This window comes from Winogradskyella psychrotolerans RS-3, from assembly GCF_000427335.1.
Lineage (GTDB): Bacteria > Bacteroidota > Bacteroidia > Flavobacteriales > Flavobacteriaceae > Winogradskyella > Winogradskyella psychrotolerans.
This window is the reverse complement of the sequence record NZ_ATMR01000102.1, coordinates 67,627-89,572: the sequence shown is the minus strand read 5'-3', so window position 1 is coordinate 89,572 and position 21,946 is coordinate 67,627. Positions and strand designations below refer to the sequence as shown.

The window sequence follows — 21,946 nt, the reverse complement described above, 5'->3', positions numbered from 1 at the left end:
TTAAAAAACAAACCCATTATGAAAAAACTACTCAAACTTACTCCAATGTTTCTTTTATTAATAGGATTAGCATCTTGTAGCTCAGTTAAAGTTGCAGCTGACTATGATAGAGAAGCTAATTTTGACAGTTACAAAACTTTCGCTTTTTTCAAACCTGGAATTGACAAGGCAGAAATCAACGACATTGATAAGCGAAGAATTCTAAGAGCAATTGAAGCCGAACTAATGGCTAAAGGTTATACCAAATCAGAAAATCCAGATATGCTAGTGAGTATATTCACCAAATCTAACCAACGTGTTGATGTTTACAACAATGCTTGGGGCAACGGTGCTTGGGGCTGGGGCGGTTATGGTGGCTGGGGCTGGAGATCTGGCTGGAACAACAACCAAGTCACTACCACTACTGAAGGAATGCTATTTATAGATCTTATTGATGCCAACAAAAAGAATTAATTTGGCAAGGTTCAGGTACAGGAAATCTTAATGCTAGTAACCCAGATAAGAAAGACGAACGTATAAAAGAATTTGTATCTCAAATGTTAGAGCAGTTTCCTCCAGAGGAAAAATAATATATTGCACACAAAAAGAATAGAAAAGCATTGGTATCCACCGATGCTTTTTTGTTTAACAAACTACTGCTTTTTAGATTAAATTCAAAAAGTCTACCTTTGCCGCCTTTTACAAATAAAAAGTATTATGTTCGGTCAAAAAACCATTAAAAATTTCACACAAAACCCTAAGAATGATATTCTTGCAGGCATCACGGTATCACTCGCAATGATTCCAGAGGTGGTTGCCTTTGCCTTTGTTGCTCAAATTAGTCCTATAGTAGCCCTCTTTGGTGCCTTTATAATTGGAATCATCTCTGCACTTTTTGGAGGAAGACCTGGCTTAATATCTGGAGCTGCAGGAGCTGTTGCTGTTATTTTTGTTCACATGATTCAAGAAGGACATGCTAAAGGTCTTTTATTTGATACACCTGTAGAAAACATGGGCTACTTCTATTTGTTAGCTGCCGTTGTTTTAATGGGTATTATTCAAATATTAGCAGGTGTACTGAAGCTTGGGAAATTTGTACGTTTAATTCCTCACCCTGTAATGATGGGCTTTGTAAACGGTTTAGCTATTGTGATTTTCATGGCGCAATTAGGTATGTTCAAAGAAAACAACAAGGATCTTTTTGGACAAAACATGCGTAATACCGAATCTAAGGAATTGGTTTACAATGTTAACGACAGTGATAATACCGTAAGAGATTTAATTTCTGGCACTAAATTGTTTTCAATACAAGGAGACTCTGTTATTAACATCAATACAGGTGAAGCTGTTTTTATCATGTCGAACAATCAAGTTTTCGATGTGAATACTAAAAAAGTCGTTTTCAATCTTCAAGACAACGGCTTATATTCTGTAAAGGACAATGGCGTTTTAAAGTCCACAATGGAAGGAGAAAAACTCTATATAATGATTGGTTTGGTATTATTAACCATGCTTATTATTTGGGGTTTACCTAAATTAACTAAAAAATGCCTGCTGCATTGACGGCGATTTTAATAGTGACTTTGATTTCTATTTTTGGAGGACTTCAATCCATTAATGTAGGTGATTTTATTAGAGATGGTGGTGGAGCTGGCTTGAATGGACTTGATGAGCTTTCTAGCAAACTCAACCTTGCAGAGCTTTGGAGTCATTTGCCATTTAACTTAGACACTTTAAAATTCATTGCACCTTATGCCTTTTTAGCGGCATCAGTAGGTTTGATTGAAACCTTAATGACTATGAATCTTGTGGATGAATTAACAGACTCAAGAGGAGATGGAAACAGAGAATGTATCGCTCAGGGTTCAGGAAACATGCTTAGCGGAATCTTTGGAGGTACTGGTGGTTGTGGTATGATTGGACAAACCGTAATTAATATTAATGCAGGTGGTAGAGGCCGTTTGTCTGGTGTAATGATGGCAATAACGTTACTTACTTTTATCTTATTCGCTGATAAATATATTGAGCAAGTGCCAATTGCAGCCTTAGTCGGTGTTATGTTTATGATGGTTATTGAAACCTTTGCTTGGTCTAGTTTCCGAATTATGAAAAAGATACCTATGTCAGATGCTGTGGTACTTGTCATTGTTTCTGTTGTAACGGTGATCTTCGATTTAGCAATCGCCGTATTCGTTGGTGTAATTATTTCAGCCTTATCTTTTGCATGGGAAAATGCGAAGAAAATTAGAGCACGTAAGCGTATTCAAGCCGATGGTACAAAAACATATGAAATTTGGGGACCATTGTTCTTTGGTAGTATTACAGCTTTTAATGAAAAATTCGATATTAAAAATGATCCAGATAATGTAGAAATCGATTTTGTTGAAGCGCGTATTTCTGATCATTCAGCTATTGAAGCTATTTTCATTATTGTTGAAAAATATCAAGCTGAAGGAAAAACAATAAAACTAAAACACTTAAGTGAAGACTGTAAAATTTTGCTTTATAAGGCGAGTCCTAAATTTAAGGATGTTATCGTTGAAGCTATTAACGACCCTAGATATCATTTAGCGGCTGATCCTGAAAAATTTACAAGACCATTATCTGAATATAACGTTTAAATTTAATTGGCTATAAGCAGAGATTAAAGCGCTTATTACAATAATTAAAAATAACTAGATTAAAATAATTGAATTTCAATTAATTACCTTATATTTGCACCTTAATTTAATATATTTTAATATGAGTACTGGTACAGTAAAATTTTTTAATGACTCTAAAGGTTTTGGATTCATAACAGAAGAAGGAAACAATAAAGAGCATTTTGTACATATTTCTGGTTTAGTCGATGAGATTAGAGAAGGTGATAATGTAGAATTCGATTTAGCAGAAGGAAAAAAAGGATTAAACGCAGTTAATGTAAAAGTTATATAATTATATATCTTACAATCTTTTTAAGAATAGAGCCTGTCTTTTAGATAGGCTTTTTTATGTCTAATAGTTAAATATAATGGTGTAATCAGGTTAATCTATTTTAAGATTTAACAATCTGTCTTTTTATATTTTTTCTCTAAAAAAGAATAGGTCGGCTTATTTAATTATTGCTAAGCACCAAAAGCATACACTGACATTTTTCGTGATAATACTATTTTAAAACTATGCTTTAAATTCACGTCTATAATCCTTCTTTTAAGTTGTAAAAAACAACCTCATCTAATTGCGTTTTCAAATAGGAAATGGCGCTATTACTTCTTTTACCCGATTTACAATAAACGACGACAGGTAAAGTAATATCTATTTCTTGAAATCGTTTTGATAACTGTCCCAAAGGAATATGTTGTCCTCCAATGTGATATCTTTCTCTTTCAGAAACCTCCCTAACATCTAATAAGTTATAATGCTCTTTGTTTTTATTTAATTCATCTAGCGTGATTTCTTTAGTTGAAGTAATTCCGCAGAAAAAATTATAATCTTTTTCTAAAGCCATAATTTCTGAAGTTTCGTCTTTTTCAAAACCCAATATTTGTTGATTCAGACTTAAAGCATCAAATAATAATAGCCTATTCGTTAGCACGTCTCCAATACCACAAATAATTTTAATAGCTTCATTTGCCTGTAAACTCCCAATGATTCCAGGCAACACTCCTAAAACTCCTATTTCTGAACAATTGGGAGAATCTTCTGGTTTTGGAGGTGTAGGGTATAAGCATCTATAAGTTCCGCTTCCTAAATAATTAAAGACACTAACTTGACCTTCAAATTTAAAAATAGCACCATAAACTAATGGTTTATTAGTAATTACTGCCGCATCATTTGCTAAATATCTTGTTGAAAAATTATCGCTTCCGTCTATTATAATATCATAATTAGGAAATAAAGCAATAGCATTTTCACGTGTTAGTTTTTCGTTATAAGAATTGAAAAGTACAAATGGATTTAATTGAGATAATCGCTTAGCAGCAGTTTCAGCTTTAGACAAACCAATATCCTTTATAGTGTATAAAATTTGACGCTGCAAATTACTTTGATCAACTACATCATGATCTATTATACCAATAGTTCCAACACCTGCCGCTGTTAAATATTGCAAAACAGGACAACCTAAACCACCTGCTCCAATGACTAAAACCTTTGCTTGCTTCAGTTTTAATTGTCCGACTTCTCCTATTTCATCTAAAATAAGATGGCGATTATATTGCTTTCTTTCTTCTAGGGTAAGGCTCATTACTTTTGTATTTCTTCAAAATGTTCCCAATCTTTCCAAACCACTTCTAATCCTTGACCTTTTAACATTTTAACGACTTCTTCTGTACTTCTTTCATCGGAAATTTCAAACTGCTCTAACGATTGTGGCTCTACAGTATAACCACCCGGATTTGTTTTAGATTCTGCACTAATTGAAGTGGCACCTAATTGCACAATATTATTTCTAAATATTTCGTTTTCTCTTGTAGACATAGACAATTCTATATCTTCATCTAACAGACGAAAAGCACATATTAGCTGCACCAAATCACTATCGGTCATTTCTACTTTCGGCTCTAAACCCCCAGAATGCGGTCGCAACCTTGGAAATGAAATGGAGTACTTTGTCTTCCAATACGTTTTCTGTAAATATTTTAAATGTAATGCTGTAAAAAAACTATCTGCACGCCAATCTTCTAAACCAAACAAAGCACCTAATCCAATTTTATGAACACCTGCTTTCCCTAATCTATCTGGCGTATCTAAACGGTAATTAAAATTAGATTTTTTTCCTTTTGGATGGTGTTTCTTATACTCTTCTCTGTGATACGTTTCTTGATATACCAATACGGCGTACAATCCGTTTTCAATTAACAACTCGTATTCCTCTTGATCTAGAGGCTGTACTTCTATAGTAATATTCGAGAATTGAGAACGTATTATTTTAATCGCGTTTTTAATATAGCTTACGCCTACCGTTCTGTTAGCCTCTCCTGTAACTAATAAGATATGGTCGTAGCCTTTTCCCTTTAAAAACGCCACTTCTTTTAAAATTTCAACATCTGTTAATGTGCGTCTTGGTATTTTATTAGTCATACTAAATCCGCAATACGTACAAATATTTTGACACTCATTACTTAAATACATTGGTGCGTACATTTGTATAGTATTCCCAAATCGTTTTTTAGTGAGTCTACTGCTTTTCTGTGCCATTCGTTCTAAAAATGGCTTTGCTGCAGGAGAAATTAAGGCTTCAAAATCTTCTAAATCCAGCTTTTCTTTTGCCAAAGCATTTTCTACCTCAACTTCTGTTTTACTGAAGATGCTTTTCAGTGTGTTATCCCAATTATAAGTATCGAAGAGTTCTATGAAATTTGCCATATTTTAGTTTAAAAAACTTGTTAACGGACTACTAGCTTCCGCTTTATTCTTAATTGGTGCTAGTTTTGCTTCAAACGCCATTCTACCAGCTTCCACGGCCATTTTAAAAGCTTTTGCCATAGCTACCGGATTTTTAGACACTGCAATTGCCGTATTTACTAAGACAGCATCTGCACCTAATTCCATTGCATAAGCTGCATGCGATGGTGCGCCAATACCAGCATCTACAATGACAGGCACATTAGATTGCTCGATAATAATCTCTAAAAAATCTTGTGTTTTTAATCCTTTATTACTTCCTATTGGAGCTCCCAATGGCATAACACATTGCACGCCCACATCTTCTAATCGTTTACACAGTACAGGGTCCGCATGAATGTAAGGCATCACTACAAATCCTAATTTTACTAATGCTTCAGCCGCTTTTAAAGTTTCTATAGGATCTGGCAATAAATATCTAGGGTCCGGATGAATTTCTAATTTAACCCAATTAGTACCTAAAGCTTCTCTTGATAATTCTGCTGCAAAAACAGCTTCTTTTGCCGTTCTAACACCAGATGTGTTTGGCAATAAATTAATATGAGCATGTTTTAAATGCCTTAAAATATCATCTTCATTATTTTGAACATCTACTCTTTTTAAAGCCACAGTTATGAGCTCACTTTCGGAAGCTAATAAAGCGTCTTTCATTACTTCTGAAGAGCTAAACTTTCCTGTTCCAGTGAATAATCTAGAGGTGAATTCTTTATCTGCTATTTTTAATATTTTATTCATTTTTACTTTTTTGAATCTATGTTAGATTAAGAATACTTATGCTTTTATTTCTGACGAATTTAAGATTTCATAAAACTTAGAAATACTTGTAAAATCTTTAGTTATTGTTCCCGAAACGGCTATTCCGTAAACACCTGTGTTTATAATTGCTGAAACATCTTCCATGCAAATACCACCAATAGCGATTATAGGCGTGTCTGTTTTTAACGTTCCTATTAACTGCTTGTAACCTTCGATACCTAAAATTGGACTTAAATTCTTTTTAGTTTCTGTAAACTGAAAAGGTCCTAAACCAATATAATCCACACGCTTTTCTATTAGAACTTTGCAATCCTCTAAAGTGTTGGCAGTGCCTCCAATTAGATATTGTTTTCCCAAATAGGTTCTAGCTTTTAATGGACATGCGTCTGTTTTTCCTAAATGAACACCGTCTGCTTTTACGGCTTTAGCTATTTTATAATGATCATTTATTATGAGCTTTACTTTAAATTGAGTGGTGACTTCTCTAGCTTTTTTTGCAGTTTCTAAAATGATATCTAGTGCCATTTCTTTTAAACGCAACTGTACTAATTCTACTCCGTTTTCACATGCTTTTTGTATGTTTTCTAAATGATCTTGCGGTGTTTTACCTTGAGAGATATAATGTAGTTTACTTAGCATTTTCTGTGTATTTATGTGTTCCTAGCAAGGTGTTGTTTGAATTTAAAAACTGTTCGGTATACCATTTTACATTTTTACAAGCATCTTCTATGTTCATTCCTTTTTCTAAATTAGAAGCTAATGCTGACGATAAAACACAACCACTTCCATGCTTTTGAAAAACGGTTTCTGCAATTGGCGGAATGTTTAGCTTTACTATTTTACTATAGTAAACTTCGTCCCATCCTTTTTTATCTGTTCTATGACCTCCTTTTAAGTAGGTATTTGTTCTTTCTGATATAAAATCGATGGTGTCTTCTATAGATTTCTCTGGAAATAAGGCTTCAATCTCTTCGTAATTTGGTGTAATAAAATCACAACTTCTCAAGACTTCTTCTAAAATTTTTAAATCTTGTTTATTATGAAAACTAAAACCTGCACTCGCTTTTAAAACAGGATCTAGTACTATTTTTATAGTTGGATTTAGCTTTTTTAATGTTTGAATAACGTCTAATAAAACATCCCAAGACTGGATGATTCCTATTTTTACTACAGCAATTGAAAAGCGTTGAAACAATAGTTCTATCTGATTTAAAATGATTTCTTTTTCTATCCAAATACAATCTTTAAAATCTATATCGTTTTGAACAGTAACTGCCGTACACACGGATAAACCGTACAAACCATGCGCTTCAAATGTTTTAATATCTGACGTAATTCCGGCACCACTTGATGGATCTAAACCCGCTATTGTTAAGATGTAGTTTTTTTGATTCAATTTTTATGTATTTAACATCAGTAGGTTATTAAAAAAACACTTATTTGATGGTGTGTTTTTTATAGGTTTCTTTTATTTTTATAAAATGCTCTAATGGGTTTTCAGCATTCCAAACGCCACCTAAAACACCTATTCCTTTAAATCCTAACGTTATCGTTTCTTCTATCGTTTCAGCATTAATACCGCCCATACCGATGATTGTTTTATCAATATGGTTAACGTCAAAACCTTTTCCCTTATATCCTTTTTTTGATATTGAAGAAAAAACAGGACTTAATAAATGATAATCGAACTCAAAATAACACGCTTTTAAGACTTCTGGTTCATGAAATGAAGAGCTTATTGTTTTACCAAACATATTTAGATTTTTGAAATATTGACCAGGATTATCTATATGGTCAATTCTTTTTTGTTCTTGAAAATGAATACCTTTTAAATTGAAATCGTTTATCAACTCATGGAAATAATGCACTACAATTCTGTTGTGATATTCTTTATCAATTTTGTTTAAATACGCAACGTGTTCTTCGTAATTTTTATCTGGTTTTCTCAAATGATACACCAATAAACCTTCTCTAAATAATTGGTTTAGTATTTCTATTTCGTTTGGAATATCGTTTTCTGGTGCGATAAGAACTATCATAGTGTTTTTAGTTTTTAATAATAAGATTACCTCGTCGTACCTCCTCGTAATGACGGTTACTTGGATTTTGAGTTAGGGATTACTCAGTTATTCTATTTTATTAAATAGGAACTCGTGAGTGTTACACAATTATAGTGGCATCCTTTTGCCGTCAGTTCGAGTAAATTTATGCAGTGCAACTGAATAAATTTGTATCGAGAACCAGCAAAAGATATAACGGAAAGCCCGACCACGCTTTTTTTTCAAAGCGTGGGAACTTCCTAATCATTTTACAAATAGACTTCGGATCCTTTTTCTTTAAACTCTTTAGATTTCTCTTCCATTCCTTTTGCAATAACCTCGTTATCTACAATATCGTTAACTGCAGCAAAATCGCGTACCTCTTGAGAAATTTTCATAGAGCAGAATTTTGGTCCGCACATAGAACAAAAATGAGCGATTTTAGCACCTGCAGCAGGCAACGTTTCATCATGATATTCGCGAGCACGTTCTGGATCTAAGCCTAAATTAAACTGATCTTCCCAACGAAACTCAAAACGCGCCATACTCAACGCATTGTCTCTGTGTTGCGAACCTGGGTGACCTTTTGCTAAATCGGCAGCATGCGCAGCCAATTTATACGTCACCACACCAACGCGCACATCTTCTTTATTTGGTAAACCTAAGTGCTCTTTTGGAGTTACGTAGCACAACATGGCGCAACCGTACCAACCTATCATTGCGGCTCCAATACCAGAAGTAATATGATCGTAACCTGGAGCAATATCTGTAGTTAAAGGGCCTAAAGTGTAAAAAGGAGCTTCGTCGCAAAGCTCTATTTGCTTCTCCATATTTTCTTTAATCATGTGCATTGGCACGTGTCCTGGTCCTTCTATAAAACACTGTACTTCGTGTTTACGTGCAATTTGCGTTAGCTCTCCTAGCGTTTCTAATTCTGCAAATTGTGCTTCGTCATTAGCATCTGCAACAGAACCCGGACGCAGACCATCGCCTAAAGAAAAGGCTACATCGTACTGTTTTAAGATTTCGCAAATATCCTCGAAATGCGTATATAAAAAACTTTCTTTATGATGTGCTAAACACCATTTCGCCATAATAGATCCGCCACGAGAAACAATACCTGTAACACGTTTTGCCGTCATTGGCACATAACGTAATAACACACCTGCGTGAATGGTAAAATAATCGACTCCTTGTTCGGCTTGCTCTATTAATGTATCGCGAAAAATCTCCCATGTTAAGTCTTCGGCAACACCATTTACTTTTTCTAATGCTTGGTAAATTGGCACGGTACCCACTGGCACTGGAGAGTTACGAATAATCCACTCGCGCGTTTCGTGAATGTTTTCTCCGGTAGATAAATCCATAATATTATCTGCTCCCCAACGGCAAGCCCACACCGCTTTTTCTACTTCTTCTTCTATGGATGAGGTAACGGCAGAGTTTCCAATATTTGCATTTATTTTCACTAAGAAGTTTCGACCTAAAATCATAGGTTCTGCTTCTGGGTGGTTAATATTTGAAGGAATTATTGCACGACCTCTTGCGACTTCCGACCTTACAAATTCTGGTGTAATTTTATCTGGAATAGAAGCACCAAAGTGTTCGCCTTTGTGTTGCTTTCTAATCTCTGTCATTTCATCTATTCGTTGGTTTTCTCGAATAGCGATATACTCCATTTCTGGTGTTATTAGTCCTTTTTTAGCATAATGCAATTGGGTTACATTTTGACCCTTTTTAGCTCTTAGCGGATTCTTTAATAACTTAAAACGCATGTGATCTAAACTAGCATCGTTTAAACGCTCGTTACAATATTCTGAAGAGAATGATTCTAATTCCTCTACATCACCACGTTCTTTAATCCAAGGTTCTCGAATTCTTTCTATACCGGTATGTACATCTATTGATTTGTCTGGATCTGTGTAAGGTCCGGAAGTATCATAAATAGTTATGGGCTCGTTGGGTGTTTTCTTTTTTGTTATTGAGTCTACCGTATCACTCAATGTAATTTCACGCATGGCAACTTTAATTTGCGGGTGAATTTTTCCGTTGACATAGATTTTCTTAGAATTCGGAAACGGATGTCTTGTAATACCGTTTTGCTTTGGAGCTGTGTCTTTGTTCTTCATTTGATAATTGGTTTCCTTTTAAAATAAAAATCATCCTCCTTGAGTAGATTTTATAATTAAAATATCATCATTATTTTGAAGTAATCTTGAAGACCAATCTGTTTTTTTAACCACAGTATTATTTATAGCAATAGCAATGCCGTTTGTTTGAATTTTTAAATTTTCAACAAACTCTTGTAGTGTTATGTTTTCTAAAATGTGGTGATCTTCTTGGTTTACTTTTATAGCAATCATATTTATAAAATATTATTGTAAACCAGAATGGTAGTATTTCGATGTCTTATCGAACATAACTTTTTCCTACGTTGGTATTAACCAAATCAGGTTCTAAGGATGTTTCTCAAACTAATTTAATAGCTACTCCTAAAGTTTACACCTCAAATATAGAAGATTATTTACGACTTCCATACGCTTTCCAATTTATTTTTTAAATCTCTTTTTTTGAAAAAACATATTTTAACTAAAATCTATTTCTATAAAAATGAAGCAAATTGAAGTCATAAAAAAAAGGGACTCATAATTGTTTTCCAATTACGAATCCCTTTTATTACACACATAACTAGGTGTGCAAGACTATTATAAACTTAATAGTTTAGTAACTTTTCTATCTTAGCTTTCACTTTTTCTGTTGAAGGAATCATTGTTTGCTCTAAAATAGAATTTAATGGTATTGCAGGCATATTCTCACTACCAATAGTCATTACTGGCGCATCTAAATGTTTAAAACATTCTTCTTGAATTTTTCCAGATAACGCTCTTGCAAAACTATTGTTCGAAGGCTCCTCTGTTACAACAAGACACTTTCCTGTTTTCTTTACCGATTTCATAATCGTGTCTTCATCTAATGGAAACAACGTACGTAAATCGATAACTTCTATCTGATCTTGCATCCCTAATTCTTCTGAAGCATTCATTGCCCAATGCACTCCCATTCCGTAAGTCACAATGGTTAATGTTTCTACATTTTCTTGCTTCCAAATTTCTTGCAACACCCATGCTTTACCAAAAGGCAATACATAATCTTCACTTGGCTCAACAGATGTTGCCCCTTGTGTTCCTGGTACTTTAGACCAATATAAACCTTTGTGTTCTAAAATTACAACCGGATTAGGATCGTAGTAAGCTGCTTTCATTAAACCTTTTAAATCTGCTCCATTACTTGGATATGCTATTTTAATACCACGAATATTTGTAATTACAGATTCTACTGAAGATGAATGGTAAGGTCCTCCGCTTCCATAAGCACCAATTGGCACTCTAAGAATCATAGAAACTGGCCATTTACCATTAGATAAATAACAACTTCTACTCACTTCTGTAAATAACTGATTTAAGCCAGGCCAGATATAATCGGCAAACTGAACCTCAACAATGGGCTTTAATCCAACTGCAGACATACCAACTGTAGAACCGACAATAAAGGCTTCTTGAATTGGTGTATTGAACACACGATCGTCTCCAAATTTTTGTGCTAACGTTGCTGCTTCTCTAAAGACACCACCAAGTCTTCCACCAACATCTTGCCCATAAAGTAAACATTCTTTATGCTTTTTCATCAGTTCTTCTACTGCGAATAAAGCACAATCTACCATGACTACTTTCTCTGCGCCTTCTGGCGAACGTGTTCCTTTTTCCTCGGTAATTGGTGTGGGTACAAAATCGTTTGTAAATAAATCCTCAGGTTTTGGATCTTCGGCTTTTAAAGCTCTTTCAAAATCGGATTGTACTTTCGTTTTCGCTGAATTTTCAATGTCTAAAACGTCTTGTTCTGAAAATCCAGCATCTAGTAATTGTTGTTTAATAACCGGATAAGGATCACGAGAACGCGCTTCGTCTAAATCATCGCGATACCATTCCATTCTTACACCAGAAGTATGGTGATTTAATAACGGTACTTTTGCGTGCACTAAAACAGGCCTACGCTCTGTACGAATGGTTTCTATTACTTTCTCTAATGCTTCGTAACTTTCTGTAAAGTTGGCACCATCTATTGAGATAGCGTCTAAACCTTTAAATCCAGCTGCATATTCGAATGCATTTTGCGCTCTCGTTTCTGCTGCATTGGCACTAATATCCCAACCGTTATCTTGTACTAAATATAAGATTGGCATTTGCTTTAAAGCTGCCATTTGAAAAGCTTCTGCTATTTCTCCTTCGGTTACAGAGGCGTCTCCTAAAGAACACACTACAATTGGCGCATTCCCGCGAAGGCGGGAATCTTCTGAATGAACTGAGGCATCATAATCGTTAGAAAAACTATCAGTTCCGTTTTTGGTCTCATTCTCATCCGCAAAGAGATTACCGCTTTCGCGGTAATTAAATCCCATAGCAACTCCTGTTGCTGGAATGGTTTGCATTCCTGTTGCGGAAGATTGGTGTGGAATTTTTGGCTTATCGTCGTCCTTTAAACTTGGATGCGAATAGTATGTTCTTCCTCCAGAAAATGGATCGTCTTTTTTAGCTAATAATTGCAACATTAAATCGTAAGGCTCTAAACCAAAAGATAATAACATGGCATCGTCTCTGTAATATGGAAATGCATAATCTTGAGGTAATAATTGTAAACCTAAAGCTATTTGAATGGCTTCGTGTCCACGAGATGTTGCATGTACGTATTTTGAAACTTGTTTAAAATTAGCTTCGTATAATTCTGCCATAGCTTTTGCTGTGCAGAATTTTGAAAATCCTTTTTCTAGTGTTTCTTTTTTCATCTTGAATCGTTCTGTCATTGCGAGGACGAAGGACGTGGCAAGCTCTTGATGAGATGCTTCGCTTTCGCTCTTAATGACATTAATTTATGTTTAATTATTACTCAGAGTTTCACTGAGTTTTCACAGAGATTCTCTGAGATTCTTAGCTTCGATTTGAATGATATCATCTACTTCGAAGTGGATTCCTGCTTTCGCAGGAATGACAATCGTTGCGTCGGTTCGAGTGAAATTGCTTTTCTTGCAATTTTGTATCGAGGACTTTGCATGACTTCTCGATACAATTCTGATAAAAAAATCGGAATTACTCGAAGTGATATTGCTCACGCGTTAGGGATTACTCATTCATTCTTATTTAATAAATAAGAACTCGTGATTACTTCGCACTTGAACGACCTGTTTGAGCTCCTTTTTGCTTTTTTCAAAAAGAGCGAGTAGTGAAAGCCCGCCCCTTGTGGTAACGCCCAAACAACTCTAAGCTAATTCCTTTTCTACTTTAGTCATCCAGTTAAATTGGTCGTCTAGCTTGCCCGTTTTAATAGCATTCAAGGTGTCGTTAACTTCTAATCCAATTGGACTTTCATCAGAAACATGAATCGTCTCGTCTTCTAATCCAATCTCTTGAATGTACGCTATACCAACGGCTGTTCCTGTTCCGAAGGCTTCTTCTAAAGTCCCGTTTTCTGATGCTGTTTTAATTTCATCGATAGTAATTTTTCGTTCTGTTACCGTGAAATTCATTGCACGTAACATCTCTATAACACTAGCTCTAGTAATACCATGTAAAACTGAACCGTCGAGCTCTGGTGTGATAAATTCTCCATTGATTTTGAAGAAAATATTCATGGTACCAACTTCTTGAATATACTTATGTTCTGCGGCATCTAACCATAATACTTGGTCGTAACCTTTGGCTTTTGCTAATTCTGTTGGACGAATGGCTGCTGCATAATTTCCAGCGGCTTTAGCTTCACCAGTTCCGCCTTGTGCTGCTCTAATGAATTGCTTCTCTGCCCATAATTTAATGCGTTTACTAAAAAATGGACCCGCTGGAGATGCCATAATTATAAACTTATAATGAGTTGCTGCTCTCATACCAATAAAGGGCTCATCCGCATACATAAATGGTCTTAAATAAAGTGCGCTTCCATCGGTTGGCGGAATCCAATTGTGCTCTAAACCAACCAATTCTTTAAGTCCTTCTACAAATAAATCTTCAGGAATATTTGGCATTCCCATACGATCTGCACTTTTATTTAAACGTTTGGCATTTTCTTTTGGTCGAAACAACATTGGTGCGCCTTCGGTGTCTTTATAGGCTTTCATACCTTCAAAAATGGCTTGTCCGTAATGTAAAGCCATTGCTGCTGGATGCGTTGGAATTAATCCCATAGGAATAACTCTTGGGTTAACCCATTCTCCGTTTTCATAATCGCAAATAAACATGTGATCGGTGAATGTGGTGCCTAATGGAATATTGTTGAAGTCTAAGGCATCAACTTTTGATGTTTCTACTTTAGTGATTGAAATGTTGTAACTCATAATTTGCTGTCATTCCTGCGTAGGCAGGAATCTATTTAATTTATTATTTCATAGTGGATTCCTGCCTTCGCAGGAATGACAAATGATTTATATTTCTCTATTAATATCAAATTGTTCAAAATAATCGGCTACGCGTCGTACAAAGCTTCCGCCTAGAAAGCCATCTACGACTCTGTGGTCGAATGATAATGATAAATACATCATACTGCGTATTGCTATTTCATCACCTTTTTCTGTAGTAATGACTTCAGGTCTTTTCTTTATAATACCCAATGCTAAGATGGCAACTTCTGGTTGATTAATTATTGGTGTTCCCATGACACTTCCAAAAGTTCCTACATTAGAAATTGTGAAGGTGCTGCCTTTTATATCATCTCCTGCTAGTTTGTTTTCTCTTGCTTTTCCTGCTAATTCGTTTACGTTAGCTGCAATGGTTTTTAAATCTTTAGTGTCTGCATTTTTTACCACAGGAACTATTAAGTTTCCGCTTGGTAATGCGGTTGCCATACCAATATTGATATCTTCTTTTACAATGATATTATTACCATCGACAGAAGCATTAATATTTGGAAAATCTTTTACTGCTTTCGCTACAGCTTCTACAAATAATGGCGTGAAGGTTAAACGTTCGCCATGCTTTTCTTGAAAAGCCACTTTGTTAGCGTTTCTCCAATTAACCATATTCGTCATATCTGCTTCTACATAAGCAGTAACGTGAGGCGATGTATGTTTTGAGTACACCATGTGATCTGCAATCATTTGGCGCATTCTGTCCATTTCGATTACTTTTCCTTTGCCTTTATCGAAGTTTAATTGTGGGATTCTATAAGCTGTTGGATCTTTTTCGGCTACTGGCTGTGCGAATTTGTAAGGTCGTCCTTCGTCTATATATTGAAATACATCGCTTTTACGAAGTCTGCCTTCGTTTCCTGTTGCAGGAATACGTGCTAACTCCTCAAAACTAATGTGGTGTTCTTTTGCTATTTTTATAATTAATGGCGAAAAGAAGGTGTTTGAGTTCGAAGTTGAAAATGAAGTCGAACTTGAGTTGGAAGGCTGCTGTACTGGCTTTGGTCTATTAAGCTTTGCCTTATTTTCATTAGCGCTCGAACTTGCAGCTTTAAGTTCATTTTGTACTTTCGATTTCTTCACTTCTGAAACTTCTAAAATCGCCATAACTTCTCCAACAGGCACAACATCTTTTGCTTGAAACATGGCTTTTACTAAAGTCCCTGCTGATGGTGCTGGCACTTCGTTATCTACTTTATCTGTAGCGACTTCAAGTATAATATCTCCTTCTTCGAAAGAGTCTCCTTCTGATATTAACCAATTGATAATTGTTCCTTCAGTTATACTTTCGCCCATTTTAGGCATCTTTAATTCAAATATTCCTGCGAAGGCAGGAACCTTTTTATCTTTCATCTCTCAATCTATTAAAGTCTATATTCCAATTATCACTAATATCAACCCAATCTGGATTCATATCTTCAATTAATTTTATTTTCCAATCACGCTTCCACTTTTTCAACCGTTTTTCTCTAACAATTGCTCCATCTGTATTACTATATTCTTCAAATTATACTAGTTTATTACAATTATATTTTGATGTAAATGAATCCGGATATATTTTTAATTTGTGTTCTTTCACTCGTTCTTCCAAATTATTTGTAACACCTATATAAATAGTTCCTTTAAATTTATTCGACATTATATAGATATACCAAAGACTCAAAATTATAAACTAATAAGATTCCTGCATGCGCAGGAAGTTGGTTCCTTCGGTTATACTTTCGCCCATTTTAGGCATTTTTAATTCAAAAGTCATCAAGCTAATATAGTTTAGGATTATAAGAATTAAAGATAAAGCATATCGAATTACACAATTGTTAAAACCTTTTAATTTACCTATAAAAAGGATAATATTCTTTATTTAAATAATACTCCAGATGATTTATCTTTTAATCCTTAAATTTACCGCTTTAAAACAACTAATTTTCTCATGCCACATACACTCGATAAAATAGACACACAACTACTAGCTATACTCCAAAAAAATAGTAATCGGACCACAAAGAGTATTGCTGAAGAACTCGGCATGAGCACTTCACCAATATTTGAACGCATTAAAAAATTAGAAAAAGAAGGGTATATTGAAAAATATGTGGCCGTTTTAAACAATAAGAAAATCGGTTTAAAACTGACTGTTTTTATAGGAATCACGTTGCAAGGGCACACAAGAAGTTATTTGGAAAAGTTTGTAAAGGAAATCAACAACTTTCCGGAAGTTATAGAATGCCACAGAGTCAGTGGAAATTTTGACTATTTATTGAAACTCGTCGTTGAAGATATTGAGGCTTATGAAACCTTTATTATTTCGAAGTTAACACTGCTTCCTTATTTAGGTAATGTTCAAAGTTTAATTGCTTTATCGACGAGTAAAGAAACTAATGAGATTGATTTGAGTCGGGTTTTGTAGTCCTGTAAGGTTTTGAAAACCTTACAGGTCTTTAATATTCAAATTGAAAAACACTGGGCTTCTCGATACAATTCTGATAAAAAATCAGAATCACTCGAAGTGATGTCATTTTATTTTTTGAATGTTTCTCTAAGTGTTTTATAAACATCATCTTGCATTTTCATGTTTTCCGGCACTTCTCTTAATGGTTCAACTTCTCTTAAACTCTCGTGACAATCTGCTGGTAATTTTTGGTACAACTGTGTACCTTTTGTTTTCCAGGCAATCATTTCGTCTGTGATTCCTCTAATCACTTTTGCAGGATTTCCAACGACTAAGCTTCTATATGGAATTTTAGTTTCTGCTTTCACAAAAGACATCGCTCCAATGATACATTCGTCACCAATTTCAGCATCATCCATGATTACAGTATTCATTCCAATTAGACAATTTTTACCCAAATTTGCACCATGAATAATGGCTCCATGACCAACATGTGCACTTTCTTTAAGCGTAATAGACTTACCAGGAAACATGTGAACGGTACAGTTTTCTTGGACGTTTACACCATCTTCTAAAATGATTTGTCCCCAATCTCCACGAACGGCTGCTCCCGGACCAACATAACAGTTTTTTCCAATGATGACATTTCCTGTTACTGCCGCAAGCGGGTGCACGAAACTGGATTCATGAACAACTGGTGTGTAATTTTTGAATTTGTATATCATAAGTTTTGAGCTGTGAGTTATTAGCTGTGAGTTGGATTACTTTTTAACATTGAGTTTTCTTCTTAAAGAAGAAATCATTTTGCCTATTTCTGTTAACATAGCACGGTTTGATTCAAATTCCTCCTTAGAAATATACGCTCTTAAAAAGGCTTTTGTATTCCATGTTACGCATTCATGACTACTATCCCAAGCCATTTTTAAATACCTATTAAAATTAGCATCCGTACTTGCCGAACCTTCAGATATATTTGCTGCTATAGAATCTGCTGCTCGTGAAAATTGAGAAGTTAACCTAAACATTTCTTTTTTTGGAAAAGTTTCTACTAACTTATTAATATCTTCTCCAAAAGTAATTGCTTTCTGATAGACAATTAAATTTTCAAAACTAAAATGATACTTGCTTTCAAATTCCATATTATAATTGTTTTTGAATAAAACTTCTCACAACTCACAACTCATAGCTCAAACCTCATCACTACTTAAACCCTTTTAATTTTCTTTTGTAAAATCACTCAACACAAGTTTACCACTAGTTGCTGCGCGTTCTGCTAATAATGCATCCCAATGATCTGTTCCTTGCCAGAATACTTTTTTCATTTCTAGCATGGCTTCTGTATTATAGGTACATAAGTGTTCTGCTGTTGTTTTTACAGCGTCATCTAACATTTCTGTGCTTTCATACACTTGGGTAAATAATCCTTTTTGTTTTGCCCATTCTGCTGGATAAAATGTGTTGGCGTCTATGGCTATTTGAGACATTGCGCTTAATCCTATTTTACGCTCAATTGCTGGCCCAACTACAAATGGCCCAATACCAATATTTAATTCGCTTAACTTAATAGCTGCGAATTTGGATGCCATGCAATAATCGGTGGAAGCTGCTAGTCCAACACCACCTCCAACGGTTTTTCCTTGAATGCGACCGATAATAAATTTCGGACATTTACGCATAGCATTAATCACGTTTGCAAATCCAGAAAAGAATACTTTTCCTGTTGCTGCGTCGTTGATGTTTATTAGTTCTTCGAAACTTGCACCAGCACAAAACGTTCTATCGCCTCCACTTTTAAGAACCAAGACTTTAATAGCGTCGTTAGTTCCAGCATCTGTAATGGTTTGCGCTAGTTTTGCTAAAACATCTCCAGGCAAGGAATTGTGTGCAGGATGGAAAAACTCGATGTATCCTACTTCGTTTTGTATATCTAATGTTACGTATGGTGTACTCATATTCTTAGTTTGTCAATGCGCACTTGTTGCGCATTCGTATTAATCTTTGTTCTCGTTATATTTAGAAAGATCCCAATTTAAACTCAAATCAATCCATTTCGGATTCATTTCGGTTATTTGATTCTTCTTCCATTCTTTTTTCCATTTCTTAATGGTCTTTTCTCTTCTGATGGCGATTCTTATATCTGAATGTTCTTCAAAATAGACTAATTTTTTAATGTTGTAATGCCCAACGTGAGTTCCAAATGTTGCTACTTTATGCTCACTCATTCGTCGTTCCATATTATTTGTTACACCAACGTAAAAGATGTGGTTTCTTTCATGTGTTAGAATGTATGTATAATACTTTTTAGACATTTCGTTTCAATTTAAGCGACTGCAATTTATATTATCGCTAAAATTCAAGCGACTGCGCAATAAATGCGCAGTGACTTTTTATTAATAATTATAGTAATCCAAATTGTTCAAAGTGATGGTTAAGGTGTTTTCTTTCTAATAAATACGATTCGTATTTATTCAACTCCCCGAAAACTAAATTCTTTAATTCAGCTTCTGGATTTTCTTTGAAAAACTCTAAATACTTTTCACGTTGTGCTTTAAACTTATCTATTGCTGTTACTAAATCAGGATGCTTTAGAGGTTCTAAAGTTTCTTTTTCTAATTGAGGAAATTGTGAGTTCTTAGGGAACTTATCATAGTTCCATAAACTATTATGGACTTTATCTAAAATGGTTGAAGGTGTTGCTATTTCAAAATCTTGAATTTCTCCTGAAGCAATTTTATAAGTATATTCTAAATGCTCAATCATGTGCTGAGGTGTCATGATTCCCCATTCAGGTTTTGCATCCTCTTTTAATGCGTAAAGACAGTCGTTGATTTTATCTTCAGTCATTTCAGTTAAAACTTCTTGCTTTTTCTGAACCATAGTCAAGACTGTTGCGAATGCTACTTTCTCATCGGTATTAGCATCAAAAATTTCGGCATACCATTTTACAATTCCGCTTGGATGTTCTGCAGAAGCAACATCTCTATCTACTTTTTGCTTACAAGTAAGTCTTACATAAATTGTATCGTTGTGATATAATGGACGTAAGAATCTGCATTCTTCTAATCCGTAATTTGCTGAAACTGGTCCTTTATTTGGATACACAAATAATCCTGCTGCTGCTGAAATAATGAAATAACCATGGGCTGTTCTTTGTTCGAAAATACTTCCGTCTAAAGATGTAATATCGGTATGCGCATAAAAGTGATCCCAAGTAACATTTGCAAAATTGATAATATCGGTATCGGTAAATGTACGTCTGTGGGTTTTCATAGACATTCCTGGTTGAATGTCTTCCCAATGGTATTTAAATGGATGCTGTGGCGCTTCCTTATATTTTGCGTTTTGCTGGTATATACCAGTAATTTCTGTAATTGTTGTTGGCGAACCTTGGATGGCTGTACGTTGTAAATAATGTTTTACACCACGCATTCCTCCCATTTCTTCTCCTCCTCCAGCACGTCCAGGACCTCCATGAACCAAATATGGTAATGGCGAACCATGACCTGTACTTTCTTTAGCCATATCGCGATTAACAACCATAATACGACCATGATGACTTGCTGCATTTATAACATACTCTTTAGCAATCTTGTCGTCATTTGTGGCAATTGAAGATACTAACGACCCTTTACCCATTTGAGCTAATAGAATAGCTTCATCTAAGTTTTTATAAGGCATTATTGTACTTACTGGACCAAAGGCTTCACGTTCGTGAATTATTGTATTTTCAAAAGGATGATCAGAACGTAATAAAATCGGGCTAATAAAAGCGCCTTTTTTAGCATCTGCTCCAATGGTGTTTATTTCATCTAAACTTCCATAAACAATTTGTGCTTCTTTAGATAAATCATTTACTGAGTCTCTAACTGCTTGCACTTGTTGATGACTTACTAGTGATCCCATTCTAACTTCTTTAAGTCTTGGATCTCCAATAGTTATTTTATCTAAAGCTTTAGATAATGCAGTTTGCACATCTTCCACTAAATTTTGCGGAACAATAATTCTACGTATTGCAGTACATTTTTGTCCAGCTTTAACCGTCATTTCTTTTCTTACTTCTTTAATAAACAAGTCGAATTCTGGTGTTCCAGGAACGGCATCTTCTCCTAAGATGGATGCGTTTAATGAATCGGCTTCCATGGTAAATGGCACAGATTCTTGTATCAATTGCGGATGCGCTTTTAATAAGCGTCCTACTTTTGCAGAACCCGTAAAAGTGACAACATCTTGAGACTCTACAGTATCTAAAATGGTTTTTACCGTTCCGTTTATAATTTGTAATGCGCCTTCTGGTAAAATACCGGACGCTATTATTTCTTTTGCGACAGCCTCTGCTAAATACGAAGTGGAAGGTGCTGGTAAAACCACAGCAGGAACTCCAGCCATCCAGTTTACGGCACATTTTTCTAACATTCCCCAAACCGGGAAATTGAAGGCATTAATATGTACCGCAACCCCTTTTTTAGGCACCATAATATGATGTGCCATAAAGCGTCCGCCACGAGATAAATCTATTGCATCACCTTCTACATGATACGGTTGATTTGGAAATAGTTTACGTAATGAAGCATTCGCGAATAAATTCCCAAAACCACCTTCGATGTCTATCCAACTATCTACTTTGGTTGCTCCAGTTCTGTAACTTAATTCGTAAAATGAATTTTTCCTTTTAGTAAGATATAATGCTAAACTTTTAAGCATATTTCCACGTTCTTGGAAAGTCATTTTTCGAAGAACCTCTCCTCCTTTTGTTCTTCCGTAGTTTAGAATTTCTGGAACGTCTAAACCTTCAATAGCGATGCTAGTAAAAGCTTCGCCAGTAACTGCATCTAGAATTGGTGTTCCTTCTTCTTTACCTGTTGTCCATTGTCCTTGAACGTAATGCTGTATTTTATTCATCGATAAATTTATTTATCGTTCCCGAGAAATCGGGAATCTATTTTTATATCT

Annotated in this window: 19 protein-coding genes, 2 pseudogenes and 1 riboswitch; of the genes and pseudogenes, 4 read left to right on the top strand and 17 right to left on the bottom strand. The window is 35.0% G+C overall.

Annotated features, from left to right (window positions below):
* Positions 1-18 precede the first annotated feature (18 nt).
* From ADIWIN_RS11045 to ADIWIN_RS11035, 3 genes and pseudogenes are all read left to right on the top strand, one after another.
* Positions 19-569 (top strand): annotated as a pseudogene (locus ADIWIN_RS11045) (DUF4136 domain-containing protein).
* 127 nt (positions 570-696) lie between these two features.
* Positions 697-2,600: pseudogene (locus tag ADIWIN_RS19605) on the top strand (SulP family inorganic anion transporter).
* Positions 2,601-2,721: 121 nt separating this feature from the next.
* Positions 2,722-2,913 (top strand): cold-shock protein, encoded by a 192-nt coding sequence (locus tag ADIWIN_RS11035; protein WP_020895249.1) that lies wholly within the window; start codon positions 2,722-2,724, stop codon positions 2,911-2,913.
* A 241-nt stretch (positions 2,914-3,154) separates the two neighbouring features.
* Here ADIWIN_RS11035 and moeB read toward each other — a convergent pair whose 3' ends face one another.
* From moeB to ADIWIN_RS21925, 12 genes are all read right to left on the bottom strand, one after another.
* Entirely contained in the window at positions 3,155-4,204 is a 1,050-nt protein-coding gene (moeB, locus tag ADIWIN_RS11030; protein ID WP_020895248.1) for a HesA/MoeB/ThiF family protein, read from the bottom strand.
* The gene (gene thiH, locus ADIWIN_RS11025) at positions 4,204-5,325 is read right to left on the bottom strand and encodes a 2-iminoacetate synthase ThiH (RefSeq protein ID WP_020895247.1); all 1,122 of its coding nucleotides are present in this window, start codon (positions 5,323-5,325) and stop codon (positions 4,204-4,206) included. The genes moeB and thiH overlap by 1 nt, the downstream gene beginning before the upstream one ends.
* Positions 5,326-5,328: 3 nt before the next feature.
* Positions 5,329-6,099 (bottom strand): thiazole synthase, encoded by a 771-nt coding sequence (locus ADIWIN_RS11020; protein WP_020895246.1) that lies wholly within the window; start codon positions 6,097-6,099, stop codon positions 5,329-5,331.
* A gap of 36 nt (positions 6,100-6,135) precedes the next feature.
* The gene (thiE, locus tag ADIWIN_RS11015) at positions 6,136-6,759 is read right to left on the bottom strand and encodes a thiamine phosphate synthase (RefSeq protein WP_020895245.1); all 624 of its coding nucleotides are present in this window, start codon (positions 6,757-6,759) and stop codon (positions 6,136-6,138) included.
* Positions 6,749-7,516, bottom strand: a complete 768-nt coding sequence (locus ADIWIN_RS11010; protein ID WP_020895244.1) for a hydroxymethylpyrimidine/phosphomethylpyrimidine kinase — start codon at positions 7,514-7,516, stop codon at positions 6,749-6,751. The genes thiE and ADIWIN_RS11010 overlap by 11 nt, the downstream gene beginning before the upstream one ends.
* 40 nt (positions 7,517-7,556) lie before the next feature.
* The gene (locus ADIWIN_RS11005; protein ID WP_020895243.1) at positions 7,557-8,159 is read right to left on the bottom strand and encodes a thiamine phosphate synthase; all 603 of its coding nucleotides are present in this window, start codon (positions 8,157-8,159) and stop codon (positions 7,557-7,559) included.
* Positions 8,160-8,428: 269 nt separating this feature from the next.
* Entirely contained in the window at positions 8,429-10,288 is a 1,860-nt protein-coding gene (thiC, locus tag ADIWIN_RS11000; RefSeq protein ID WP_020895242.1) for a phosphomethylpyrimidine synthase ThiC, read from the bottom strand.
* 30 nt (positions 10,289-10,318) lie between these two features.
* Entirely contained in the window at positions 10,319-10,522 is a 204-nt protein-coding gene (gene thiS, locus ADIWIN_RS10995; protein ID WP_020895241.1) for a sulfur carrier protein ThiS, read from the bottom strand.
* 46 nt (positions 10,523-10,568) lie between these two features.
* Positions 10,569-10,663, bottom strand: a riboswitch (TPP riboswitch).
* Between the two features lie 209 nt (positions 10,664-10,872).
* Complete coding sequence (locus ADIWIN_RS10990) at positions 10,873-12,999, bottom strand: alpha-ketoacid dehydrogenase subunit alpha/beta (protein WP_020895239.1); 2,127 nt, start codon at positions 12,997-12,999, stop codon at positions 10,873-10,875.
* 471 nt (positions 13,000-13,470) lie between these two features.
* Positions 13,471-14,538, bottom strand: a complete 1,068-nt coding sequence (locus ADIWIN_RS10985; protein ID WP_020895238.1) for a branched-chain amino acid aminotransferase — start codon at positions 14,536-14,538, stop codon at positions 13,471-13,473.
* Positions 14,539-14,625: 87 nt separating this feature from the next.
* Positions 14,626-15,960 carry a dihydrolipoamide acetyltransferase family protein gene (locus tag ADIWIN_RS10980; protein WP_020895237.1) on the bottom strand — a complete coding sequence of 445 codons (1,335 nt, stop codon included), beginning with the start codon at positions 15,958-15,960 and terminating at the stop codon, positions 14,626-14,628.
* 154 nt (positions 15,961-16,114) lie between these two features.
* Positions 16,115-16,270, bottom strand: a complete 156-nt coding sequence (locus ADIWIN_RS21925; RefSeq protein ID WP_316929651.1) for a GIY-YIG nuclease family protein — start codon at positions 16,268-16,270, stop codon at positions 16,115-16,117.
* A 267-nt stretch (positions 16,271-16,537) separates the two neighbouring features.
* On the opposite strand from ADIWIN_RS21925, the gene ADIWIN_RS10970 reads away from it, so the two are divergent.
* Positions 16,538-17,014, top strand: a complete 477-nt coding sequence (locus ADIWIN_RS10970; RefSeq protein ID WP_020895234.1) for an Lrp/AsnC family transcriptional regulator — start codon at positions 16,538-16,540, stop codon at positions 17,012-17,014.
* Between the two features lie 110 nt (positions 17,015-17,124).
* Here ADIWIN_RS10970 and ADIWIN_RS10965 read toward each other — a convergent pair whose 3' ends face one another.
* The 5 genes from ADIWIN_RS10965 to paaZ form a co-directional block, all read right to left on the bottom strand.
* Complete coding sequence (locus ADIWIN_RS10965) at positions 17,125-17,721, bottom strand: acyltransferase (protein ID WP_020895233.1); 597 nt, start codon at positions 17,719-17,721, stop codon at positions 17,125-17,127.
* A 36-nt stretch (positions 17,722-17,757) separates the two neighbouring features.
* Positions 17,758-18,135 carry a four helix bundle protein gene (locus tag ADIWIN_RS10960; RefSeq protein WP_020895232.1) on the bottom strand — a complete coding sequence of 126 codons (378 nt, stop codon included), beginning with the start codon at positions 18,133-18,135 and terminating at the stop codon, positions 17,758-17,760.
* A gap of 75 nt (positions 18,136-18,210) precedes the next feature.
* Positions 18,211-18,948, bottom strand: a complete 738-nt coding sequence (locus ADIWIN_RS10955) for an enoyl-CoA hydratase/isomerase family protein (RefSeq protein WP_020895231.1) — start codon at positions 18,946-18,948, stop codon at positions 18,211-18,213.
* A 39-nt stretch (positions 18,949-18,987) separates the two neighbouring features.
* The gene (locus ADIWIN_RS10950; protein WP_040757045.1) at positions 18,988-19,305 is read right to left on the bottom strand and encodes a GIY-YIG nuclease family protein; all 318 of its coding nucleotides are present in this window, start codon (positions 19,303-19,305) and stop codon (positions 18,988-18,990) included.
* Between the two features lie 88 nt (positions 19,306-19,393).
* Positions 19,394-21,895 carry a phenylacetic acid degradation bifunctional protein PaaZ gene (gene paaZ, locus ADIWIN_RS10945; RefSeq protein ID WP_020895229.1) on the bottom strand — a complete coding sequence of 834 codons (2,502 nt, stop codon included), beginning with the start codon at positions 21,893-21,895 and terminating at the stop codon, positions 19,394-19,396.
* Between the last annotated feature and the right edge of the window lie 51 nt (positions 21,896-21,946).

Excerpts from the sequence above, each read along its gene's own strand:
- ADIWIN_RS11035 (WP_020895249.1), top strand. The coding sequence starts at position 2,722 with ATGAGTACTGGTACAGTAAAATTTTTTAATGACTCTAAAGGTTTTGGA.
- moeB (WP_020895248.1), bottom strand. The coding sequence starts at position 4,204 with ATGAGCCTTACCCTAGAAGAAAGAAAGCAATATAATCGCCATCTTATT.
- thiH (WP_020895247.1), bottom strand. The coding sequence starts at position 5,325 with ATGGCAAATTTCATAGAACTCTTCGATACTTATAATTGGGATAACACA.
- ADIWIN_RS11020 (WP_020895246.1), bottom strand. The coding sequence starts at position 6,099 with ATGAATAAAATATTAAAAATAGCAGATAAAGAATTCACCTCTAGATTA.
- thiE (WP_020895245.1), bottom strand. The coding sequence starts at position 6,759 with ATGCTAAGTAAACTACATTATATCTCTCAAGGTAAAACACCGCAAGAT.
- ADIWIN_RS11005 (WP_020895243.1), bottom strand. The coding sequence starts at position 8,159 with ATGATAGTTCTTATCGCACCAGAAAACGATATTCCAAACGAAATAGAA.
- thiC (WP_020895242.1), bottom strand. The coding sequence starts at position 10,288 with ATGAAGAACAAAGACACAGCTCCAAAGCAAAACGGTATTACAAGACAT.
- thiS (WP_020895241.1), bottom strand. The coding sequence starts at position 10,522 with ATGATTGCTATAAAAGTAAACCAAGAAGATCACCACATTTTAGAAAAC.
- ADIWIN_RS10990 (WP_020895239.1), bottom strand. The coding sequence starts at position 12,999 with ATGAAAAAAGAAACACTAGAAAAAGGATTTTCAAAATTCTGCACAGCA.
- ADIWIN_RS10985 (WP_020895238.1), bottom strand. The coding sequence starts at position 14,538 with ATGAGTTACAACATTTCAATCACTAAAGTAGAAACATCAAAAGTTGAT.
- ADIWIN_RS10980 (WP_020895237.1), bottom strand. The coding sequence starts at position 15,960 with ATGAAAGATAAAAAGGTTCCTGCCTTCGCAGGAATATTTGAATTAAAG.
- ADIWIN_RS10970 (WP_020895234.1), top strand. The coding sequence starts at position 16,538 with ATGCCACATACACTCGATAAAATAGACACACAACTACTAGCTATACTC.
- ADIWIN_RS10965 (WP_020895233.1), bottom strand. The coding sequence starts at position 17,721 with ATGATATACAAATTCAAAAATTACACACCAGTTGTTCATGAATCCAGT.
- ADIWIN_RS10960 (WP_020895232.1), bottom strand. The coding sequence starts at position 18,135 with ATGGAATTTGAAAGCAAGTATCATTTTAGTTTTGAAAATTTAATTGTC.
- ADIWIN_RS10955 (WP_020895231.1), bottom strand. The coding sequence starts at position 18,948 with ATGAGTACACCATACGTAACATTAGATATACAAAACGAAGTAGGATAC.
- ADIWIN_RS10950 (WP_040757045.1), bottom strand. The coding sequence starts at position 19,305 with ATGTCTAAAAAGTATTATACATACATTCTAACACATGAAAGAAACCAC.
- paaZ (WP_020895229.1), bottom strand. The coding sequence starts at position 21,895 with ATGAATAAAATACAGCATTACGTTCAAGGACAATGGACAACAGGTAAA.